This is a genomic window from Winogradskyella pulchriflava (assembly GCF_042434315.1).
Taxonomy (GTDB): Bacteria; Bacteroidota; Bacteroidia; order Flavobacteriales; family Flavobacteriaceae; genus Winogradskyella; species Winogradskyella pulchriflava.
In genome coordinates this window covers 154,218-176,488 of sequence record NZ_JBHLTQ010000005.1, presented here as the reverse complement: position 1 = coordinate 176,488, position 22,271 = coordinate 154,218, and the positions used below count along the sequence as shown (strand labels likewise).

Genomic DNA, 22,271 nt, shown 5'->3' with positions numbered 1-22,271 from the left:
TATGAAGAATTTAATAGTAGTATTTGTGTTAACAATTTCAGTTTTAAGCTGTAAAAATCAGGAACAGAAAAAAGAAGAGCACAACCATCAAGAGACTCAAACTCAACAGGAAGATGTTCCTAAAAAGAAACCTTTAAGCCCACATACATCTACAATGGCAATGATTGGAGATGCACATATTCATATAGACTATTCATCACCAGGAGTTAGAGGACGAATCATTTTTGGTGGATTAGTTGGTTATGATAATGTCTGGCAAGCTGGAGCACATATGGCAACGTGGATTGAAACAAATAAGGATTTAATTATAAATGGTGAGGTGCTTCCAAAAGGGAAATATGGATTTTTCACGATTCCTTCAAAAGAGGATTGGACTATAATGATCAATAAAAATTGGGATCAGCATGGTAAAGATGAATACGATGAAAAAGATGATGTTATAAGATTTAAAGTCACACCAAGTATTTCAGATAAAATTACAGAGCATTTAGAGTATAAAGTAAATAAGATTAGTGAAACTGAAGGAAGTATTTCTCTTGCTTGGGAAAAGGTGACAATTAGCTTTCCATTCAAAATAAATCAATAAATGGTAAACAGGCATACAGCATTAAAAATAAGGAAAACACATCGCTATTTAGGTTTGTTTTTGGGTATTCAATTTTTGTTTTGGACTATTAGTGGTTTATACTTTAGTTGGACAGATATTGATGAAATACACGGTGACCATTTTAAAAATATGGAATACCAGCCTAAAGCATTTAACAACCTCATTAGTCCATCACAACTTAATGGTTCTCAAGGTATCAATACTATTGAATTGAGAGACATTAATAATTCGCCTTACTACTGGGTGAATAACAATCAGCTATACAATGCTATCGATGGGAGTTTAAAATCTAATTTAACAAAAGAAGAGGCTTTGTATATAGCACAACTTAATATGAAAGATGGCTTAAAGGTAGTATCTATAGAGCAGATTAATGAAACAGGAAAACATCACGAGTACAGAGAAAAGCTATTACCTGCTTATGTAATATCCTATGAATCTGATGAAGCTCTTAAATCCTATGTATCTATTACTGATGGGAAGTTTCAAACCGTAAGACATCGGAGTTGGCGTTGGTTTGATTTTTTATGGATGACACATACGATGGATTATGAAGGAAGGGATAACTTTAATACAATTGTTTTAAGAGCCTTTTCTCTATTAGGCTTAATTACTGTATTAAGCGGATTTTTACTTTGGTTTACTTCCTCACCTACGATTAGAAAATTGAAAAAGAAAAGAAAATAATATTAACACAAAAACCAAAAATTATGAACACACAAGAACACAAAAACGGAATGAGCAACTACACAAAGTTCTTCTTAATGTTGGGAGCATCTTTTGTTGCAATGTACATCACTATGTATCTCAATACTTACGAATTTGACCACGTTTGGTTTAGTCTAACGAGATTCTATATGGTTTGTTTAGGCATCTCGACAATGGCATTAATTATGTTTTTCTTTATGAGAAATATGTATAAAAACAAAAAGAAGAATTTAGGAATTGTTATAGGTAGTATAATACTTTTTCTTGGAGCTTTAGGATTAGTACGTGACCAAAAATCAACAGTTGGTGATATATTATGGATGAAAGGTATGATACCACATCATTCTATAGCAATTTTAACAAGTGAAAGAGCAGATATAAAAGACCCAGAAGTCAAAAAGTTGGCAGATGATATTATAAAAGCACAGAAGAAGGAAATAGAAGATATGAAAGCAATGATAAATCGATTACAGAATGAAAAATAATAAAATAGTCATATACGTAGGTATACTCGCAGTTGGTTTAATGTTGGGTTGGTTGCTATTTGGAAGTTCGTCCAATGAAAGTACAGAGCACAACCATAAGGAAACAACTGAAACCAATCAAATGTGGACGTGCTCAATGCATCCACAGATTATGCAACCAGAAGCTGGTGATTGCCCAATTTGCGGAATGGATTTAATTCCAGCAGAAAGTAGTGCAGATGGTTTGTTGGCAGACCAATTCAAGTTAACTGAAAATGCGATGGCATTAGCCAATATCCAAACAACCATTGTCGGTAATGGAAATGTTGATGGCAACACAATTAAATTATCTGGTAAAATTGCTGAAAATGAAGAAGCTAATGCAGTACAAGTAAGTTATTTTTCAGGTAGAATAGAACGTTTGAATATCAGTTTTACAGGCGAAGAAGTTCGTAAAGGTGAGTTGTTAGCCACCATTTACTCACCAGAATTATATGCTGCGCAACAAGAGTTAATTACAGCATCATCTTTAAAGGAATCACAACCTGCATTGTACAAGGCGGTTCGCAATAAATTGAAGTTGTGGAAGCTATCTGAAAATCAAATCAATCAAATAGAAGAAACTCAAAAAGTAAAAGAAAACTTTCCAGTTTATGCAACCGTTTCAGGTACAGTAACAGAAAAATTAGTAGAACAAGGCGATTACATTAAACAAGGTCAACCATTGCTTAAAATTGTAAACCTCAATACGGTTTGGGCAAATTTTGATGTCTATGAAAATCAAATCGATTTATTTAAAAAGGGACAAGAAGTTTTAGTGACTACAAACGCTTATGCTAATAAGGAGTTTAAAGGGAAAGTAGATTTCATTGACCCAATTTTAAATACTAAAACAAGAACAGTAACCTTACGTGTGGTGCTTAATAATAAGAACGATGTATTTAAACCAGGAATGTTTGTAACCGCAAATATTGAGCGAGTTGCAAGTAGTAATAATGAGGTATTAACAATTCCAGCATCTGCTGTACTTTGGACAGGAGAACGTTCTGTTGTCTATTTAAAAACCAGTCCAGACCAAACCATTTTTGAAATGCGTGAAGTTGTTTTAGGCAATCAAATTGGTAATGAATATGAAGTTTTAGAAGGATTATTTGTTGGAAATGAAATCGTAACTAACGGAACTTTTACGGTTGATGCAGCAGCTCAATTACAAGGTAAAAAATCAATGATGAATAAAGATGGTGGCAAAGTAATGACGGGTCACGAAGGACATTTAGGAATGGATAATAATGCATCAAAAAAAGAAAGTGACCATACTAATATGAACGAAAGATTGACAGTATCAGAAAAATTTCAAGAACAACTAAAAGTTGTTTACAATGACTATATCAATTTAAAAGATGCTTTAGTTAAAGAAGATTCAAAAAATACTTCAGTTAATGCAACAAGTTTATTAAACAGTTTAAGTAAAGTGGATATGAAATTATTATCAGACAATAATGCTCACACACATTGGATGTCATTAGTAAAAGAAATACAATCTTCTGCAACCTCTATTTCTAAAACGTCAGATATAAAAGAACAAAGAGACCACTTCAAACATCTATCATCACACTTAATAAATGCTGTACAACTGTTTGGTGTCAATGAAAAAGTGTATGTAGAATTTTGTCCAATGGCAGATAATAACAACGGTGCATATTGGTTGAGCAAAGAAGAAAAAGTAATCAATCCATATTTTGGTGAAGCAATGCTAACTTGTGGAGAAGTAAAACAAGTAATAGAATAATAAATCAAGTAATAACAATTAAATTTTAAACAATGAAGAAAGTAATTTTAAGTGTAGTTGCAATAGCAGCATTAGGTTTAACAAGTTGTAAAAACGAAACTAAAAAAGTTGAAGAAACTACAAAAACAGAAGTGTCAAAAGAAATCGCAATGACAGATTTATCTTTTGGAGTAAGAGGAAATTGTGGTATGTGTAAAAGTACCATTGAAAAAGCTGCCAATAGTGTTGAAGGTGTTGCAAGTGCCAATTGGGATGTCGATAAAAAGAAAATTGATGTCTCATTTGATGATACCAAAACTGATGCAATGGCAATTCATAACGCCATAGCAGCATCAGGTTACGATACCGAAAAAGTGGCAGGAAGTGAAGAAGCTTATAAAGATTTACCAGGCTGTTGCAAATACGATCACGAAATGATGATGAATCAGTCAGGTGAAATAAAATCAGAAGACTATTCAAATCATGATCATTAATTTTAAACAAAAAAGAGCCTTTTTTAAAAGGCTCTTCTGTTAAAAAAAAGTTATATGCTCATTTTATTTGCACAACCATTGCATTAAATAATTGATATATTTGTATAAATTATATGAAAATCCTTTTTTCCATATCAATGTCAATTTTATTCCTTTTTCAAGGGATAAGTATAGATATGGACTTTTGTGGGCCAATTAAAGAAATTTCAAACGTTATTAACCATTATCAAGACCATAAAGTTTATGGCGACTCTTTCTTTGAATACGTAGTTGAAGACTACTTTGGTAATGATGCTCAAAATGAAGAGCATCATCATAACCCAGATAAGGAAAATACACCTGTTCATTCTCATAATCAGTGTTGTCACCCATTGGTATTAATTATTGCGAACAACAATTTGGCTTTAAACAATCAACTAAAGTTTGAAGAGAAAAAACAGTATAATTTACATAAAGTAAACTTCACTTCCAGATATTTGGAATCACTTTTCCAGCCACCAAGGGCATAATTCAGTTTTTTTAAAGGATAACTATATCCAATTTTGAACCTTAAAGGTTCATTTCATTTCGTGTAATTCTATTTTCTATATCAGAATTGTACCGAAAAGTTTAACTGAATTAAAACATTTTCTATGATTAATAAAATCATTGATTTTTCAATCAATAACAAATTCATTATTGGTTTGCTAACGCTTACCATTATTGGAGCAGGTATTTGGAGTATGACCCAAGTACCCATCGATGCTGTTCCAGATATTACTAATAATCAAGTACAAGTCATTACACAAGCACCAAATTTAGGTACAGAGGACATTGAACAATTTGTAACCTATCCAGTAGAAGTTGCAATGAGCAACCTACCTGATGTAAAGGAAATCCGTTCCATTTCTCGTTTTGGTTTATCTGTGGTTACTATTGTTTTTGACGATGATATGGGAACCTATCTACCACGTCAATTAGTAGCTGAAAAGCTAAACGAAGTTAAAGAACAAATTCCAAGTGGTTTTGGCGAACCTGCTATGGGACCTATCTCTTCTGGTTTAGGAGAAATCTATCAATACACACTTAAAGTAAAACCAGAGTATAAAGACAAATATTCAGTTACTGATTTGCGCACAATGCAAGATTGGATTGTACAACGTCAAATGGCAATGGTAGAAGGTGTAGTTGAGGTAAATGCCATAGGTGGAAAAATTAAACAGTACGAAGTTGCTGTTGACCCAAACGAACTAAAAGCTATTGGTTTAACAATTACCGATGTTTTTGAAGCTCTTGAAGCTAATAATCAAAACACAGGTGGAGCATACATTGAAAAGAACCATCAAGCCAATTTTATTCGTGGAGAAGGTTTGGTGCGTAGTTTAGAGGATATTAAAAAGATTACGGTTAAAAACACAAACAATATTCCAATTACCGTTGGCGACATTGCGACAGTACAATTTGGTGCTGCCATTCGCTATGGTGCTTTAACTCAAGATGGAGAAGGCGAAGTAGTTGGTGGTTTGGTTATGATGCTTAAAGGCGCTAATTCAAACGATGTTATTGAGAATGTAAAAGTGCGAATGGCTCAAATTGAAAAATCATTGCCAGAAGGTGTCATTATCGAACCTTTGTTAGACCGAAGCAAATTAATAGCAGAAACGACTTCAACGGTTGCTACCAACCTAATTGAAGGCGCATTGATAGTCATTTTTGTTCTTATTTTCTTATTAGGCAATTGGCGTGGTGGTTTAATAGTAGCTTCAACAATTCCATTATCACTATTATTCGCATTTATACTAATGAATGTGTTTGATGTTTGGGCTAACCTAATGAGTTTAGGAGCAATAGATTTCGGAATTATTGTTGATGGCGCAGTAATTATTGTAGAAAGTACCGTTTTTTTAATTGCTTCCCAACTCTATAAGAAGAAAAAATTGACTTCCAAAGAACGTGAAGGTGTAGCAGCAAATGCCTCAAAAAAAATGATGAATGCTGCCTTTTTCGGTCAACTGATTATTCTAATTGTTTTTCTACCCATATTAGCATTAGAAGGCATTGAAGGCAAAATGTTTAAACCAATGGCATTGACCTTTATTTTTGCGATGATTGGTGCAATGGTGCTATGTTTAACCTACGTTCCAATGATGTCTGCATTAGTGTTAAGAGCACCAAAAGACGACAAAAAATCGTATGGCGATAAATTCGTGCATTGGGTAGAAGACAAATACCAACCGCTATTAGAAAAAGCCTTAAAGAAAGGAAAATTAATAATTGGTGTTTCTGTTGTATTATTTGGTATTGCAGTTTTTATGTTTACAAGAATGGGTGGCGAATTTATTCCACAACTCGATGAAGGTGACATTGCATTTCACGCCATTTTAAAACCCGGAAGCTCACTTACAGAAACGATTGAAACGACTACAAAAATTGAACAAATTGTAAAAGCAAAGTTTCCTGAAGTTGAAAAAATTGTAAGTCGAATTGGTGTTGCCGAAATTCCAACAGATCCAATGCCAATGGATTTAGCAGATGTATTTGTAATACTGAAACCAAAAGGTGAATGGACAACTGTTGAGACAAAAGATGAACTCATTGAAAAAATGAAAGAAGCTGTGGAAATAATTCCTGGTGTAAATTATGAGTTTACCCAACCCATTGAAATGCGTTTTAATGAATTGCTTGAAGGTGTTCGTGAAGACATTGCTATTAAACTTTATGGTGAAGATATAGACGTGCTATCTCAAAAAGCAGAAGAAATATCAAAAATTATTGCTGGTACAGAAGGTATTGGCGATATGAAAGCGGAAGCTACAACAGGTCTACCGCAAATGACCATTTCGTATAACAGAAATAAATTGGCACAATACGGACTTCAAATAAATACCTTAAACCAAATTGTACAATCAGCATTTGCAGGAGGTACGGCGGGAGTTATTTTTGAAGGTGAAAAACGGTTCGATTTGGTTGTGCGTTTGACTTCGCAAAATCGAAAGGATATTACAGATGTGCAAAATTTGTATATCAACTTGCCTTCTGGTGCGCAAATTCCGCTTCGCGAAGTAGCTGATATAAGTTACAAAGGTGGTCCAATGCAAATCAGTAGAGACAATACCAATAGAAGAACTTATGTAGGTATTAATGTAAGAGGTCGTGATGTAAAATCATTGGTAGAAGAAATTAAAACTAAATTAGATGCGCAATTAGAACTGCCATCAGGTTATTTTATTCGCTATGGTGGTGCTTTTGAAAATTTAGAACGTGCCAGTAACCGTTTACAAACTGTTGTTCCTATTGCCTTGTTACTCATTTTTGTACTGATTTATTTTGCATTAAAATCCTTACCACAAACCTTGATGATTTATATAGCAATCCCAATGGCAACAATTGGAGGAGTTGTAGCCTTATGGATGCGTGATATGCCTTTTAGTATTTCGGCAGGTGTTGGTTTTATTGTTTTATTTGGTGTTGCAGTATTAAACGGATTAGTAATGATTAGTGGTTTGAATGAGTTGAAAGATGAAGGTGTTACCAATCTAAAAGATAGAATCATAGAAGGTACAAAGCGAAGAATCAGACCAATTATGTTAACTGCGCTTACAGATGTATTAGGTTTTTTACCTATGGCAATTTCAGCATCAGCTGGTGCAGAAGTGCAGCGACCTTTAGCAACCGTTGTTATTGGTGGTTTGTTAACCTCTACACTATTAACATTATTCGTTTTACCTATATTATATCATTGGGTAGAAAACAAATCATTCAATTTTAGGGCTAACAAAAAGGTAATTACAGTTACTGCTATGGTGGCTTTTTTGTTTTTGTTGCCAATAACAGGAAATGCGCAAAAAATAAATGATTCGTTACCAATTATTTCGATGCAAGAAGCTGTAAAATTGGCTAAAGAAAACTATCCAAGTTTAAAACAACAACAACTCGAAATTGATAAGCAACAACAATTAAAAGGAACTGCTTTCGATTTTGGTACTACCCAAATTTTTACGGGAGGTGAAGAAATCAATAACGGAAATGGTATTTACACCACTATTGGAGTTGGTCAATCAAATATTGATGTATTTGGTATAGCACCAAAGAGAAAATTACTGGAGCAACGCATTCAGTTAGCTCAAAAAGCGTTTCAGCTTTCAGAATTAGATTTAGAACTGGAAGTAAAGAAAGCGTGGGCAAATGCTTTACAGAGTAAAAGGAATTATAATTTATACAAAGAGTTAGATTCCATCTATACCAACTTTGAAAAAGCAGTTGCTTTAAATTATGAAGTCGAAGCCATTTCTAAATTAGAATATTCAGCAGCCAAAAATCAAGCTTTACAGATTCAGAATAAATTAATGCAATCAAAAAGTGAATATGCTATTGCATTACAACAGCTAAACCTTTGGTTGGTTTCAGATGATTTTTTCACGGTTTCAGATGAAATTGATATAGAGAGCGAAATAAATGTAGAATCCTTTAGTATAGAAGCACACCCTTTATATACTGTTTCTCAACTTCAACTCGCAGAGGCAGAAGCAAACTTTAAAGCTGCCAAAGCTGAAAATTTACCAAAGTTAAACCTGCAAGGTGGTTTGCAAAAAGTAAACGGAAATTCAGGATTTTATACTTATCAAGCTGGTATTTCCATACCGTTTTTATCTGGTTCAACAAAAGCACAAGTTAGAACAGCCAAAATTGATAGACAAATTGCCGAATCAAATATGCAGTTCAAGCAAAAGGAAGTGCAATCTAAATTTAATCAAGCCAAAGAAAATCACCAAAAATGGAAAACATCTTGGCTGTTCTATAAGGATGAAGTATTACCACTTATTAAAGAACAAAAAACTGGTGCTTTGTTTGCTTATAAAGAAGGAGAGATTGATTACACAGCGTTTACACAACTTATAAAAGAAGCTATTCAATCTGAATTACAAGCTCAAGAAGCATTAATAAATTATTTAGAAAGCACATTTCAACTACAATATTTTAATCAATAAGACAATGAAAAACACACGATATATAATTTTAGCACTACTAACAGTTTCATTTTTAGTTGTTGCTTGCGGAAATAAAGAAAGCCATAAAGAAGGTGATGGTCATTCCCATAACGAAGAACAAAAGATTGAAGAAAACGATGACCATAGCGAAGGCGAAGAAGTGATGCTTTCACAACAACAGTTTGAAGCCTTAAAAATGAAGATAGACACAATTGCATTGCGTAATATGAGTGGCTATGTAGAAGCAAATGGCACATTGGAAGTACCACCACAAAGTGAAGCAGCAATAACTTCTGTAGTTGGTGCAAATGTATTATCCATAAAAGTGATTGAAGGAGACAAAGTGAATAAAGGTCAAGTTGTGGCATATCTTTCACATCCAAATATTATTCAAATGCAAACCGATTATTTGAATGCTTTTAGCAATAGTAATTTTTTAAAGAAGAACTTTGAGCGTCAGCAAAAATTATATGATGCAGGAGTTGGTTCTGGTGCAAATTTTCAAAAGGCCGAAGCCGAATATGATGCCTCTAAAGCAATGGTAAATGGATTGGAAGCGCAGTTGAAACTATTAAACATAAATACGTCATCAGTACAAAATGGAACAATTGCTCAAAGTATTTCATTACGCAGTCCTATTGAAGGCTATGTGCAAAAGGTAGAAGTAAAAACAGGACAGTATGTTGAACCACAAACCGAACTTTTTGAAATAGTAAATACACATCACGTTCACGCCGACTTAATGGTGTTTGAAAAAGATGTGTATAAAGTTAAGAAAGGTCAAAAAGTAAGCTTTAATATACAAACAATGCAAGATGAAGAATTAACAGCTGAAATTTATTCGGTAAGTAAAACTTTCGAAGACAATCCTAAAGCAGTGCACGTACACGCAGAAATTGAAAATAAAAAAGGAAATCTTATACCAGGAATGTATATTCAAGGGAAAATCCAAACAGAAAATACGGAAACTATGGCGTTGCCCGAAAGTGCCATTGTAAAAGAAGGCGATAGATTTTTCGTGTTTTCGGCAGAAAAAGAAAATGAAGATTGGAGTTTTAAACCTATTGAAGTGCTTTTAGGAGCAAAAGATGGCAATTGGGTAGCTGTTCAATTTACTGAAGAACAAAATAAAACCACAAAATTCGCTTATAACAATGCGTATTATTTAATAGCCGAAATGAAAAAAGGAGAAGCAGAACACGAACATTAATTATGCAAACAATAGAACAATTATTAGAGTCAAAAGATATACGTGTTACGGCAATGCGTTTATTGATTTATAAGTTTCTTGCAGAGAAACAAGTAGCAGTAACATTAAGTGATATAGAAAATGCTTTTGAAAAAGCAGATAGAACTACATTGTACAGAACTATTAAAACATTCGAGGAAAAGGATATTGTGCATCAAATAGATGATGGTACAGGAATTACTAAATATGCTTTGTGTGAAAAAGGTTGTAATTGCGAAATTGAAACCGATTTGCATTTACATTTTCATTGTAACAACTGTAATGAAACTGTTTGTTTAACAGAACATAAAATCCCACAAATTAAAGTGCCTGATGGCTTTGTTTCGGAAAATGTAAACTTGGTTGTAAAAGGTATTTGTGATAAGTGTAGTAGATAACAAATGCACTTCCATTGCACTTACTATTAGATTATTTTTATGAAAAATTAGTGGATATGAAGTTTAATACTAAAATACCTAAACCTCTTAAACTGGCTTATAACGAAGAATTAAAACGATATAGTTTCTGTTTAGAAAATAAGCAGTATAGTAATGCTTGGTATCATTTAGAACGCAGTCATATCATAGGGCAATCTTACCCAATAGAACATACCTATTCACATTGGTTAATGCTAAAGTTTGGATTTATGCAAAAAGATACTAAAGAAGTACTCGGTCAAATTATTAGGTTACTTGTTGGTGGTTGGAAATCATTTATTGACCACGTTCCACTTGGTAACACAGGCGGTGCAAACGTACCACCATTAAAATCTATGCCTATACCTAATGATATTAAAAATTTATTCAATTCAAAATGAAAAAAAAGAAAGTCAATTTAAGAGATTTAAAACCAAATTCAGAAGAGCAACATAGTAACGATGATGGTCATAATCATAGTGGCAACTCAAGTAATATTAAAGCCTATGTACCAGCAATTATAAGTTTTTCAATGCTAATTATTGGTATTGGGTTAGACTATTTTGATGTTGCTTTTTTCAAAGATTGGATTCGTATTGCTTGGTATGGCATTGCTTATGTACCTGTTGGATTTCCTGTAGTAAAAGAGGGTTGGGAAAGCATCAAAAAAGGAGATGTGTTTACAGAGTTTTTTTTAATGTCTATAGCCACTATTGGAGCCTTTATTATTGGCGAATATCCTGAAGGTGTTGCAGTAATGTTATTTTACGCAGTTGGTGAATTATTCCAAAATGCAGCAGTAAACAGAGCAAAGGGAAATATAAAAGCTTTGCTTGATGTACGACCAAATGAAGCTCTGGTATATCGAAACAATGATTATATATCTGTAAGTCCAGAAACGGTTGAAATTGGTGAAAAAGTGCAAGTCCGAGTTGGTGAAAAGATACCATTAGATGGTATTCTACTTTCCGACAAAGGTTCATTCAACACAGCAGCATTAACAGGCGAAAGCAAACCTGATACGATTGTAAAAGGCGAAAAAGTATTTGCAGGGAGCATTAATTTGGATGGAGTAATTGAAATTGAAACCACCAAAGAATTTAAAGATAGTTCCATAGCAAGAATTTTGGATATGGTACAGAACGCAACAGCTCGCAAATCTAAAACAGAATTATTCATTAGAAAATTTGCACGTATTTATACACCAATAGTTGTGTTTTTAGCAATAGGTGTTACGTTGCTGCCGTATTTTTTTGTAGATGATTATGTCTTTAGAGATTGGTTGTATCGTGCCTTGATTTTTCTTGTAATTTCTTGTCCTTGTGCTTTGGTAATATCCATTCCGTTAGGTTATTTTGGTGGATTAGGAGCAGCTTCAAAAAATGGAATATTATTCAAAGGTGCTTCATTTTTAGATGCAATGACCAAGATAAATACATTAGTGATGGACAAAACAGGAACTGTTACTAAAGGTGTTTTCAAAATCAAGGAAGTTAAAGCTATTGATTGGGATGAAACAGAATTTATGAAATACCTAATGGCAATGGAGGAACAATCCACACATCCAATAGCAAAAGCTATTTTGGAATATAAAGCTGAAGGTTCGGATTATGAAGCCAGCGAAGTTTCAGAAATCGCAGGTAAAGGTTTAAAAGGTATCGTGAATGGTAAAACAGTTTTGGTTGGAAACAAAGCGTTGATGATAGCGAACAATATTGAAGTACCAAACGAAACGGAAAATATCGTAGAATCAATTGTTTTAGTCACTATCAATGGAAAATTTGCTGGTTATGTAGTTATTGCGGATGAATTGAAAGACGATGCAAAAGAAACAATAATCAATTTACAAAAAGTAGGAATTGAAAATATTATGATGCTTTCTGGTGATAAAGATTCCATTACCCAACAAGTAGCAAGAGAATTAAATATTAAGCAAGCTAAAGGCGGATTATTACCTGAAGACAAACTAAATGAAGTTGAAATTTTAAAGCAAAATCCTGATAATAAGATTGCTTTTATAGGCGATGGTATTAATGATGCGCCAGTTTTAGCAGCAAGTGATGTAGGAATTGCTATGGGTGGATTAGGAAGTGATGTCGCTATTGAAACAGCAGATGTAATTATTCAAACAGACCAACCATCAAAAGTGGTAAAAGCCATTAAAATTAGTCGTTCAACTCGTAAGATTGTATGGCAAAACATCATTTTAGCATTCGGTGTAAAAGTGATTGTTCTAATATTAGGAGCAGGTGGTTTAGCTACAATGTGGGAAGCTGTATTTGCAGATGTAGGAGTGGCTTTATTGGCTATTTTGAATGCGGTTAGGTTGCAACGTATGACATGGAGTGATTAAAAGTTTAGTGGTGACTTAATATTTATTACGTATCCTTGAGCTCAAAAAATCTTCCAGATTTTTAAATTTATTTGTACCTCAAATTAGTTTATGTGTTATAAATAAAGGAAAAATTAATTCTGTATCGGGAAGTAAGGACAGTCCTTAAGTTATTTTACTGTTTTAATATGGTACTACGTTGCATTAGATAGGCTATAAGCTTGTTTTAAGTCTATTATAAGTATGCTGTAACCACGCTATAACCTATTTTTAAAAATTTTGTATATTGCTGTATTGTAGGTGTTTAACTAAATTTTTAGGGTATGGCAGAACAGAAAGGCATTATTCCCTTGGTTGGGACGATAGGCGGTATTAATTTTTATTACTTGAACGGTAAACCGATTGCACGAAAAGCGGGTGGTGGGTTTAATGGCAAGGCTATAAAGACCAAGGCGAGCATGCAGCGTGTACGCGAAAATGCCAGTGAGTTTGGGCATTGCTCTGGTGTTAATAAAGCGTTTAGGGCTGGCTTACAAGCTTTTTATAAGGGCTACACGTTTACGCATTTTCATAGCCGATTGATGGGTTTGTTTACACGCCTAAAGGATTTGGATACTACTAATAAACGCGTTGAACGCCGCGTTGCCCAAGGTATTGCCCATGCGGATGGGCTTACGTTGGTACAGCACTTTAACTATACGCCAGCTTGCCAGGTACGGCAGGTTTTACCTTTTGCATTTGCTATTGACAGCACAACCTATACTCTGACCATTACAGATTTTGATATAGCACAGGTGGGTTTTGTGGAAGGTGCTACCCATATTGCCCTGACCTATGGTGTGTTGGATTTTGATTTTGAAAACTTGGATTGGCAATTGCATTTGGCACCGCCATTGGTTATAGACCGTAATTATGCAGCATCTACTGTGAGTTTGGTGCCTGATACTTTGCCTAGCGGCTTAGGCAGGCTACTTTGTGTGCTTGGTGTACGGTTTTACCAAGACGTAGATGGTGCTTTGTATGGGTTAAATGCTAAGGACAGTGTTGGGATTTCGGTTTTGGAATGTTTTTAAGGTTTTGGTTGGTGTTATGATCTGTTTTTAAACTCAAATGTGTATGGCTTTTAGTGTTGGAAATTCAATTATTGTTAGACAATATTTTCAACAAACTCCAAACAGCTATCCACTAATAATGCAGATTCAAAATTTTCAAAAACTTCTTCATTTTTAATTAATGATAATACTCTTTTTCTTTCAAAAACGAGAATGTCTGTTCCAAATTCGTGATGTTCAAAGAACGAATTATTATTATTATTTATTAAAGCATATGGTATAAAAATCGAGTGTTTTATGTTTGAATGATAAACTTTCAAAAAGTTATTGTATCGTCTTGTTTCGTTTAGTTTACTCGTCCAATTTTTACCACAAGCACATTGACCAAAAACGGAAATATAGTTGCCTACATTATCAAAAAATGGAATCCATCCAGCAATATCCAATCCTAAATCTTGAGTTCCTTTTTTTGAAATGGTATTCAAATAGAACTCGTCTGGCTCCAAATTCATTATTTTGGCAAGTTGTTGAATTTTATCAAATGTATATCCCTTAAAATCATTGTTTTTACCGAAGGACTTGGTTATAGCAAATGTTGGTAGATAATTTTTTAATGCTTCAAGAGATAAGAGTTCAAATTCATTAGTTAAGTTAGCTTGAAAATCAGAAAAAAGATTAAGGTTAGAAGAAATAAGTAAAAAAATATATGTTCTTTGTTTATTGTTTAAACCATCATTTATTATGATTGTTTCCTTTAAATATTTAAATGGATAATCATTTCCAAATAAATCTTGACGTTGATTTAAAATCTCAAATATACCTCTAACAAAAAACTCTTCATCATCATTTTGCTCTGCCTGATCAGAAACATCCGTACTTTGGTTTAATATTCCTTCATCATTTAATCTATCAAGCATATCTCCAACAGTAATGAAGCTACCTTTATTAAACAAAGCAACTAATTCAAAATAATCAGCGTATAAATACGATTTTGAATCAAATGGGTATTTTTCAGATAGAGTTAATGAAAAATTTGAAAAAAAGTGTTCAATTTTATCCTTCATAGTCTTCCATTTCTTTAGCTGTGCTACCAATTTTAGTGGAAAGTATTTTGATATTTCTCAAATCAGTATCTAAATCAGGATATATGTTTTTTACTTTTAAAATCATCGCATCTGCTTTTTCTAAATAGTTATGTGCATTTGCGATAAAATCACGAAAGACTATATCTTGAACTCCAGTTAATTCTTTTGCTCTTTCAAGAGAATATCCTTTCTCATCAAATGCAATTAGAGCGTCATTATGTTCAGGTGCAAGGATTGAATTTAAGTCGTTTAAATCTGAACTATTCCCAATTAGACGAGTTTTGTTTTGGTCGTTTTTTTCATATAACCATTTAGTCCATTTTTTTAGATTATTTTCAGAAAGATTTTCACTTGGCTTTTCAGCTTGAAAATTAATACCAATAAATGCTCTAATATGAGCTCTACTTAAACTATCAACTATGTAATTAAAATAAAAAGTAGTATCGTTTAAATCCCGTATTTGAAAGAATTTTTCATCCTCAATTATTTTATAAACCTCATAACCAACTAAAATTCTTCTAACATAATCCATTCTACTTCCAATCATTTTGGCAATTTCACGTGAAGTATTATGGATATCAATAGTACTAAACAAGGATTCTCTCAAATTGTTTAAATAACGTGCCTTTTCAAGTAGTCTCCATTCTTTAATTCCAGTTATATGTCTAAATCCAAGGTATCTGTGAATTTCTGCATCTGATGGAAAAATTAGGCAAGGAATATTTTCTGGTCTTTCAGTTGTTTCTTCTATAACCTTATTAACTTTAGCTTTTTGTACTGTAGCTAAATTCGGATTGTTTAGTAATTTAACAGATGAAAGTCTTCTGTTACCTTCTATTACCTTATAATTTCCATCTTCGGTTGGTGTAACAAGTAATTGTTCTCCAGGAAAATACCCGTTTTCGCCTATTGCCAGCATCAATTCAATTAAAGATGCATCAAGCAACATAAACTCAATTAATTCTTCTTGCGATGGTTTACTGTCTCTTAATGATTTAGGAAGCCTTGGATTCTCATCGTCCAATTTGAGTTTGTCAATATGTATTTCCTCAAATTCATATTTTTTGTTTTCTTCCATTTCAATGTTATTTACTTATTTCGTTCCCAGAATTGTGACAATTTAAACAATTTTGCCTTATCAAATTCTTTAATGTTAGAAATTGCTTGTCCAGATTCAATTTTTTCTAAACTACGAGCAGCTGTAATACCCTCTTTATCGCTAAAACCTAAAAATTTATTTATCGATTTTGAATTAGTTTTATCTTTGATATTTAGTAGAAATGACATTTCACAATTACTTGAAAAATCAAATCCTGGTTGATTAAATTCCGCAATACCTTGTGAAACTAAAACTACTGCAACACCTTTAGAGCGTATTTCTCTTAAAATTTTATCAAGTATTTCTTGATATTTTTTCTCTTTAAAAATAACGTGTGCTTCGTCAATTAAAAGTACATATCGCATTCCACGATAACCATTTTCAGTTGGTGTACTTTCCATATTCATAAACGTGTTGTATATGTAATTTATGATTAAGAATAATGAAGTGAATCGAACTGAATTGGATAAATCTCCAGATAATGACAAATAAACATTTTCGTTCAAAAAGGATTTACCTTTCTTTTCTTCTGAAAATATATTATAGCGACTTAATTCATCTATGATTTCTGTAAGCGTGTCTCTTTTATCTCCAACAACATCTAAAAGCTTATCATTAATTTCTGGCATTGTTGGATACTCGCCAGGTTTCTTATCGTGAAAACTTTCCAATACAGCTTCTCGTAATTCTCCACGTTGTTTCGGTCCAAGATTAGAATATTTACATACAATATCCACAAATTTGTCAATTCCCATTTGTTTGTCTGTTTCATTTATACTGTCAATAAATGATAATGGATTGACTGGAAATGATGTACTTGGAACATCTACAAAAGTTGCTTTTGTTTTGTCAAAGAAAGGTTGATAATATTTTAAATCATCATCTTTTAGACCTTTAAAATCTAAATAGATAAAGCTGACGTGATGATTAGATTCTTTACTTATTTGATTTAAAAGTTCAAGAGCAAATTGTGTTTTTCCTGTTCCTGAAGCTCCTGCAACTGCTATATGAGAGTTGTTGTAAACCTCTGTATTATTAAATTGAAGAGTAATTGGTTCTTCATTTTCAATTGTAGAACCAATATTTAAATTAATTGGCTCTTTGAAAAATGTTTTTTCAATATTTTGATTGTTGTTTCTTACAGCGTCAAGATTGACTTCAACACTGTTTAACATTGAAATTCCTTTGTCTAAATGTCCAACTAGAAAATCAAAAAAAGTATAGTTTTTACTATTTGAAAAGAGATTGTCCATTAATTCTAAACCGTGGTCAATATGTAATTTAACATATTTTGGAATATTATCATCAGTTTTATAGATGCCATAATATTGGCAAATACTTGCGATGTAAAAGTCACGATGTTTTGCATCAAAAAGAATATGATCTTTATATTCTTTTCCTTTAGAATCGTATAAATTAAAATCGTTTGAAGTAAATTTTTTTCCTGTTTGTAATGAATATCCCAGAGCAATTCGAGCAATTACATTTTCTTTCGTTCCTGTTGGTAGTTTACTTGTAAGGCTACGAACAATATCTTGGTTATCTGCTGAAGTCCTTATATTAATTTGCATCGAGTTCGTTGTATTTTGTTAATAAATTATCGGTTGTGGCTTCAACGAATTTAGAAGCATCTGTACTAAAATTATGAATTAAGTATGCTTTACTAATTTTTGGTTTTAATAGATTAAATTCTGCAACTGTTAACTCTTTGTGAAGCAAAGGAAAAAGTACTACTTGCTTTGAAACGTTAGGATAAAATTCTTTAATAACATTTTGTGCGTGGTCTGCATCAAATTTTTGCATTGGCGAATCAATGAATACTGGAAATTCAATGTCAGACTCATCTACAAGAGCTTTTAATAATGCAGAAGCATACATTTGACGTTCTCCCATTGATAACGAGCCTTTGTCTATTTTTTCTTTTCGATTATTATAAAGGCTAATATCTACATCATCTCCAGCTTGATTAATATCAACACTAACATTTTTAATAAAATCTTTTTTATGTAGTAGAATGTTAAGCTCATTTAAAATATTCTGTTCAAGCGATTTTTTCTTTTCTTCTTTGAATGATTTTATAAATATTTTTAGCTTATTGATTATATCCTGTGCTTTAGCATCTTTTTCTGAATATTTTCTGGAATTATCAATCTTTTTCCTTAATTCTTCCTGTCGTTGTTTTAAAGTTTTTTTATCGTTTTTGAAAGTTCCTATTTTTTCTTTTAAATCACGAATTTCAAGTTCGATTGTTAGTATTCTTGAATCTAACTTTTCCTTTTCGGCTCTTAAAATAGCAATATGCTCATCTTCCGCATCTTTTTCTGCATCTCGTATTTTTCGGCGAATACTATCAATAGAATTTTTTGTACGTAAATATTCATCATTCAAACTTGTGAATGAGTTTTTAAACGAATGTTTTAAATTATTTATTAACGAATTAAATTCGTTTGTTTCTGTATCTGAAAAATCGTGTAACGTTTTAAAATTATTTGGTAATTCTGGTGTGTCAGAAAAGAAGTGTTTTTTTACTAAAAAACTAATCTGTTTTTCATAAAAATGACGAATGTCAGTTGGAATTACAGTAGGAAATGATTTTTTCTTTTCCTCTAAATCATCAAGGATGAGTTTTGTTTTTTGGTCAACATCTTCTTGAATAAATTTAGAATCACGAAAATCTTTTTCATTAGCAAGTTGTGTTGAAACTTCCATTAAAGTTTCTCCAGCCAAACCAAACGGAATTAAGTCAAACAACTCTTTAAGTTCATCTTGTAAACTGTTCATAGTTTGATTTAAAACAGTTTCTTCCTCTTTAAGTTTATTGAGCTGCTCCAAAGTCATTTTGTTACCTTCGGTAATTAATTTTCGTTGGATATCGTTAGAAGCGTTTGCTTTTTCTATTTTTTCCTCATCAAGTTGTTCGACTTCTTTTTCAATACTTTCAATCTCAATATCTGCATTTTGAATATCTGTGATAATTTGATTTAGTTCTGTTTTTTCTTGAGGCTTAGCAGATTTTTTTCGATAATCGTCTTGAATATTTTCTAATTGTTCTTTTAAATCTTCATATTTTTTGATACCCAAAACCTCTGTGTATGCCTTACTTAATAATCGTCTTTGTTCAGGCGAATTTATTTCAGCTAATGCAACAATTTTTTCTGCGTCAAAGAAGAAAAATTTCGCAATTTCAATAGGAAGAATGTAATCACGAATAAAAATTTCTTCTCCTTGTTGTCCATCAGTTGTGAGGTCAAGAATTAATTCATTTTCAAAACCGTCAACTAATACTTCAACTTTATCACTTGTGCTTGTTATGGTGTCAAACGAACGGGTTATTTTAATTTCTTTGCACGGAATTTCTTGAATTTTGACATCATTAAATGTTACGGAAACTGAAAATTTACTTTCTCCTTCAACTTTTGCTAATCTATTTAAACTGTTGCCAATGTATTTTCCGTATCCTCCTTTGTCAGAAATTTCTTTTAGGTAAAGTTCGTCAACATTTTGCATTTGTTTCCCATACAAACACCAAACCAAAGACATAAGAAAAGTAGTTTTGCCAAAACCATTTTTACCACTAACAAGTGCAATGTTTTTATCAGATTCTGGGGAAAGGTCAATTTTATTTTTTCCTTTATATATTCTGAAATTATTGAGTTCAATTTCTTTAATGTACATTTATTCTTCTTTCTTTAGGTATTCCTCAATTTTATTTTCAATATCGCTTTTAAGACCTCGCTTTTTATTTAACAAGGCTTTGTTTTTTTGAAGCATTAACAACTCTTGAATGAGTTCAAAATCTTCTGGATTTTTTTCGCAAGATTTTTTAAGTAATTCCAATTCCTTTTCTTGCTTTTTATTTTGTTCTTCCATATTGATATTTGTTTTGTACGCTTTATGGTAAATTTCAGAAACTTTATAATTGAATATCAAATCTCTATACCAAATAGTTTGAATTGCAACCAATTCTTGGTTTGTAATCAATTCTACATGTGGTTTGTCAATTTGAATTTCTTTTTGAGCAATTAGAACACGTTCCAAAATTGATGCTCTGTATTTTGGTGTATAAGGCCCCATTCCATTGACGGCTTCTGTTCCATTTCTACGTTGTGGCATTCTATTCTCTTTGATGTTTCGCTCATCATAGAGTTGATTTCTAAATTCAAGTAGTGGTTGTAGCCAAGTAAGTCCATTTTCAATCAAGGCACTCATCGACTTGTCTTTTTTTACAACAGTACAAACCCAACATCCAAACCTACTTTGACCACAAGATTTATGTTCTTTATTGGTGACAACTGTAGGACATTCGTAGTCGTCAGCACTTGCGTCTGAGTATATTTGAAAAAGTTCAGAGTTGTTAGCTTTCCAAGGTGATGGCATAGTGTTTATAACGTACCAAACTTCTTCTAATGACAGATTACGTATTGGTGCGTACATAAAAGTATTTGCCTGTGTTGGATGTTTTGTCAGTCGTTTACCTTTAATAGCGTGCTTTTTCATTGATTTCGCACGTTGCGCACTTTCAGCAGACCTCGTTCCTATTAAAATTACTGCTTCGCCAAATTCATCAACTTGTTCTAAAATAAATCTTGAAGTTGGTCGAATCTTAAGTCGTTCTGTACACCAACGGAATGCATTATTTGGTGCAGGATATCCACGTCCAATAAGGTTAACCCAAAATGAGTCTTCTAACCTTGGAATTGTTTTAATAACATAAATTGGTATTCCTTGGTCTCTTGCAGCGATTTCAATTTTGTCTAATACTCTGTAGACATACTCTGTGATAACAGGGTTTTCTACCATTGTATCATTGCAAACCACATAAACATCACGTTTGACAATTCCTGTTAATTCTTTGATTTGTGAAATAGCTTCCCAAACAAGTTGAAGCATTACAGTAGAATCTTTTCCACCACTAAAGCCAATAATCCACGGACGCTTCGTATCGTCAGCGTACATATATTGGTCAATTATTTCGTCTATAAGATGTTGTATAAATTTTGCCATATTTGGGTATAAATGTAATAAAATTCTTTGTGAAGAATGGTAGTTTAAATTTTAGTTTTTAATTTCAAAAAAATGAGTGTTATTAGCTGCTTGTTAACGCATAATAGTTCTGACTTTTGATAATGACTTAGATTTTTTATATTAAAATTCCAACCAATATTTGGTTCTAAACATTATTTTCAATCCACTTGAACATTCCATGCAGGTAAAACACCGTTACTCTATTTTAATTCTGTAAAACTATAAAATACTTTATATACCTCTATAGGTTACAATATGCGTTTTTCAAATTATTTAAAAGTTAATAAGGAAAGAGCATAATTTTATTTGAAATAGTTTATTAAGTTATTTCACTTATGTATACCTATCGATTATGTAAACCGAAAAGGAAATTGACCAAATGGTGTATGCATTGTATGGCTTAAGCGATGCGGAGATTGCTATTGTAGAGGGTAGTGTTAAGCACTAAACTTGTGTTAAACAAAACTAATAGTTGTTAAAATTTTGTAACTTCGTAATCCGTATGAAACAAGTATTCCATAAAATAATGTCTTTAGCAATGGCTTTTGTAGTGTTATGCTCTACAATGTCATTTACTGTGAATATGCATTATTGCGGAGATACTTTAGTAGAAACTGCCATATTTCATAAGGCCAAAGGGTGCGGAATGGAAATGGAAAAGCCTTCAACCGAAGGATGTTCTATTACCAAGAAAAATTGTTGTGATGATGAACAATTATCAATTGAAGGTCAAGACGAATTACAATTGCAAGTTGACAAAATCACATTTGAACAACAAGTATTTATAGCTTCATTTGTTTACACTTATAGTAACCTTTTTGAAGGTTTAGAAAATAACGTTTCTACTTACGAAGAATATAAACCGCCACTCGTCATAAGGCAACTCTACAAGATTGACGAAACATACTTAATTTGATTTTTAAACAATGGACTTTTTTATCCTATGGCTTTATGTCGTAAGGATAATTCGCTGTATTCGGTGTTTTCTTAATACCGAATGAATTTTAAAATGATTGATAGTGAATT

At 32.4% G+C, this 22,271-nt stretch carries 18 protein-coding genes; 13 read left to right on the top strand and 5 right to left on the bottom strand.

Features of this window, described 5'->3' with window-relative positions; genetic code table 11:
- Nucleotide 1 precedes the first annotated feature (1 nt).
- From ACFFGA_RS10215 to ACFFGA_RS10160, 12 genes are all read left to right on the top strand, one after another.
- Nucleotides 2-586: a DUF2911 domain-containing protein gene (locus ACFFGA_RS10215; protein WP_386063400.1), complete on the top strand. Its 585-nt coding sequence runs from the start codon at nucleotides 2-4 to the stop codon at nucleotides 584-586.
- Nucleotides 587-1,294: a PepSY domain-containing protein gene (locus tag ACFFGA_RS10210; RefSeq protein ID WP_386063398.1), complete on the top strand. Its 708-nt coding sequence runs from the start codon at nucleotides 587-589 to the stop codon at nucleotides 1,292-1,294. It begins immediately after the preceding gene.
- A gap of 23 nt (nucleotides 1,295-1,317) precedes the next feature.
- On the top strand, nucleotides 1,318-1,800 hold the full coding sequence (locus ACFFGA_RS10205; protein WP_386063395.1) for a DUF305 domain-containing protein: 483 nt from the start codon (nucleotides 1,318-1,320) through the stop codon (nucleotides 1,798-1,800).
- Nucleotides 1,790-3,568: an efflux RND transporter periplasmic adaptor subunit gene (locus tag ACFFGA_RS10200; protein ID WP_386063393.1), complete on the top strand. Its 1,779-nt coding sequence runs from the start codon at nucleotides 1,790-1,792 to the stop codon at nucleotides 3,566-3,568. The genes ACFFGA_RS10205 and ACFFGA_RS10200 overlap by 11 nt, the downstream gene beginning before the upstream one ends.
- Before the next feature lie 32 nt (nucleotides 3,569-3,600).
- Nucleotides 3,601-4,041 (top strand): heavy-metal-associated domain-containing protein, encoded by a 441-nt coding sequence (locus ACFFGA_RS10195; RefSeq protein WP_386063390.1) that lies wholly within the window; start codon nucleotides 3,601-3,603, stop codon nucleotides 4,039-4,041.
- A gap of 137 nt (nucleotides 4,042-4,178) precedes the next feature.
- Nucleotides 4,179-4,550 (top strand): hypothetical protein, encoded by a 372-nt coding sequence (locus ACFFGA_RS10190; RefSeq protein ID WP_386063387.1) that lies wholly within the window; start codon nucleotides 4,179-4,181, stop codon nucleotides 4,548-4,550.
- Nucleotides 4,551-4,673: 123 nt separating this feature from the next.
- On the top strand, nucleotides 4,674-9,008 hold the full coding sequence (locus tag ACFFGA_RS10185; RefSeq protein WP_386063384.1) for a CusA/CzcA family heavy metal efflux RND transporter: 4,335 nt from the start codon (nucleotides 4,674-4,676) through the stop codon (nucleotides 9,006-9,008).
- Nucleotides 9,009-9,012: 4 nt separating this feature from the next.
- The gene (locus tag ACFFGA_RS10180) at nucleotides 9,013-10,218 is read left to right on the top strand and encodes an efflux RND transporter periplasmic adaptor subunit (protein WP_386063381.1); all 1,206 of its coding nucleotides are present in this window, start codon (nucleotides 9,013-9,015) and stop codon (nucleotides 10,216-10,218) included.
- A gap of 2 nt (nucleotides 10,219-10,220) precedes the next feature.
- Entirely contained in the window at nucleotides 10,221-10,634 is a 414-nt protein-coding gene (locus ACFFGA_RS10175) for a Fur family transcriptional regulator (protein ID WP_386063379.1), read from the top strand.
- Between the two features lie 56 nt (nucleotides 10,635-10,690).
- On the top strand, nucleotides 10,691-11,053 hold the full coding sequence (locus ACFFGA_RS10170) for a DUF3703 domain-containing protein (RefSeq protein WP_386063376.1): 363 nt from the start codon (nucleotides 10,691-10,693) through the stop codon (nucleotides 11,051-11,053).
- On the top strand, nucleotides 11,050-13,005 hold the full coding sequence (locus ACFFGA_RS10165) for a heavy metal translocating P-type ATPase (protein ID WP_386063373.1): 1,956 nt from the start codon (nucleotides 11,050-11,052) through the stop codon (nucleotides 13,003-13,005). Before ACFFGA_RS10170 ends, ACFFGA_RS10165 begins: the two co-directional genes overlap by 4 nt.
- 365 nt (nucleotides 13,006-13,370) lie before the next feature.
- Nucleotides 13,371-14,057, top strand: coding sequence for a hypothetical protein (locus tag ACFFGA_RS10160; RefSeq protein ID WP_386063370.1), 687 nt, complete (start codon nucleotides 13,371-13,373; stop codon nucleotides 14,055-14,057).
- Between the two features lie 74 nt (nucleotides 14,058-14,131).
- Here ACFFGA_RS10160 and ACFFGA_RS10155 read toward each other — a convergent pair whose 3' ends face one another.
- From ACFFGA_RS10155 to dndC, 5 genes are read right to left on the bottom strand one after another with little or no spacing between them, the layout of a single operon-like run.
- Entirely contained in the window at nucleotides 14,132-15,100 is a 969-nt protein-coding gene (locus ACFFGA_RS10155; protein WP_386063367.1) for a hypothetical protein, read from the bottom strand.
- Nucleotides 15,090-16,199, bottom strand: a complete 1,110-nt coding sequence (locus ACFFGA_RS10150) for a ParB N-terminal domain-containing protein (RefSeq protein WP_386063365.1) — start codon at nucleotides 16,197-16,199, stop codon at nucleotides 15,090-15,092. Before ACFFGA_RS10150 ends, ACFFGA_RS10155 begins: the two co-directional genes overlap by 11 nt.
- Nucleotides 16,200-16,210: 11 nt before the next feature.
- Nucleotides 16,211-17,791 (bottom strand): DndE family protein, encoded by a 1,581-nt coding sequence (locus ACFFGA_RS10145; protein WP_386063363.1) that lies wholly within the window; start codon nucleotides 17,789-17,791, stop codon nucleotides 16,211-16,213.
- The gene (gene dndD, locus ACFFGA_RS10140) at nucleotides 17,781-19,895 is read right to left on the bottom strand and encodes a DNA sulfur modification protein DndD (protein ID WP_386063360.1); all 2,115 of its coding nucleotides are present in this window, start codon (nucleotides 19,893-19,895) and stop codon (nucleotides 17,781-17,783) included. Before dndD ends, ACFFGA_RS10145 begins: the two co-directional genes overlap by 11 nt.
- The gene (gene dndC, locus ACFFGA_RS10135; RefSeq protein ID WP_386063357.1) at nucleotides 19,896-21,224 is read right to left on the bottom strand and encodes a DNA phosphorothioation system sulfurtransferase DndC; all 1,329 of its coding nucleotides are present in this window, start codon (nucleotides 21,222-21,224) and stop codon (nucleotides 19,896-19,898) included.
- Nucleotides 21,225-21,747: 523 nt separating this feature from the next.
- Between dndC and ACFFGA_RS10130 the strand changes: the two genes are divergently transcribed.
- The gene (locus tag ACFFGA_RS10130; RefSeq protein WP_386063354.1) at nucleotides 21,748-22,161 is read left to right on the top strand and encodes an HYC_CC_PP family protein; all 414 of its coding nucleotides are present in this window, start codon (nucleotides 21,748-21,750) and stop codon (nucleotides 22,159-22,161) included.
- Nucleotides 22,162-22,271: the final 110 nt, after the last annotated feature.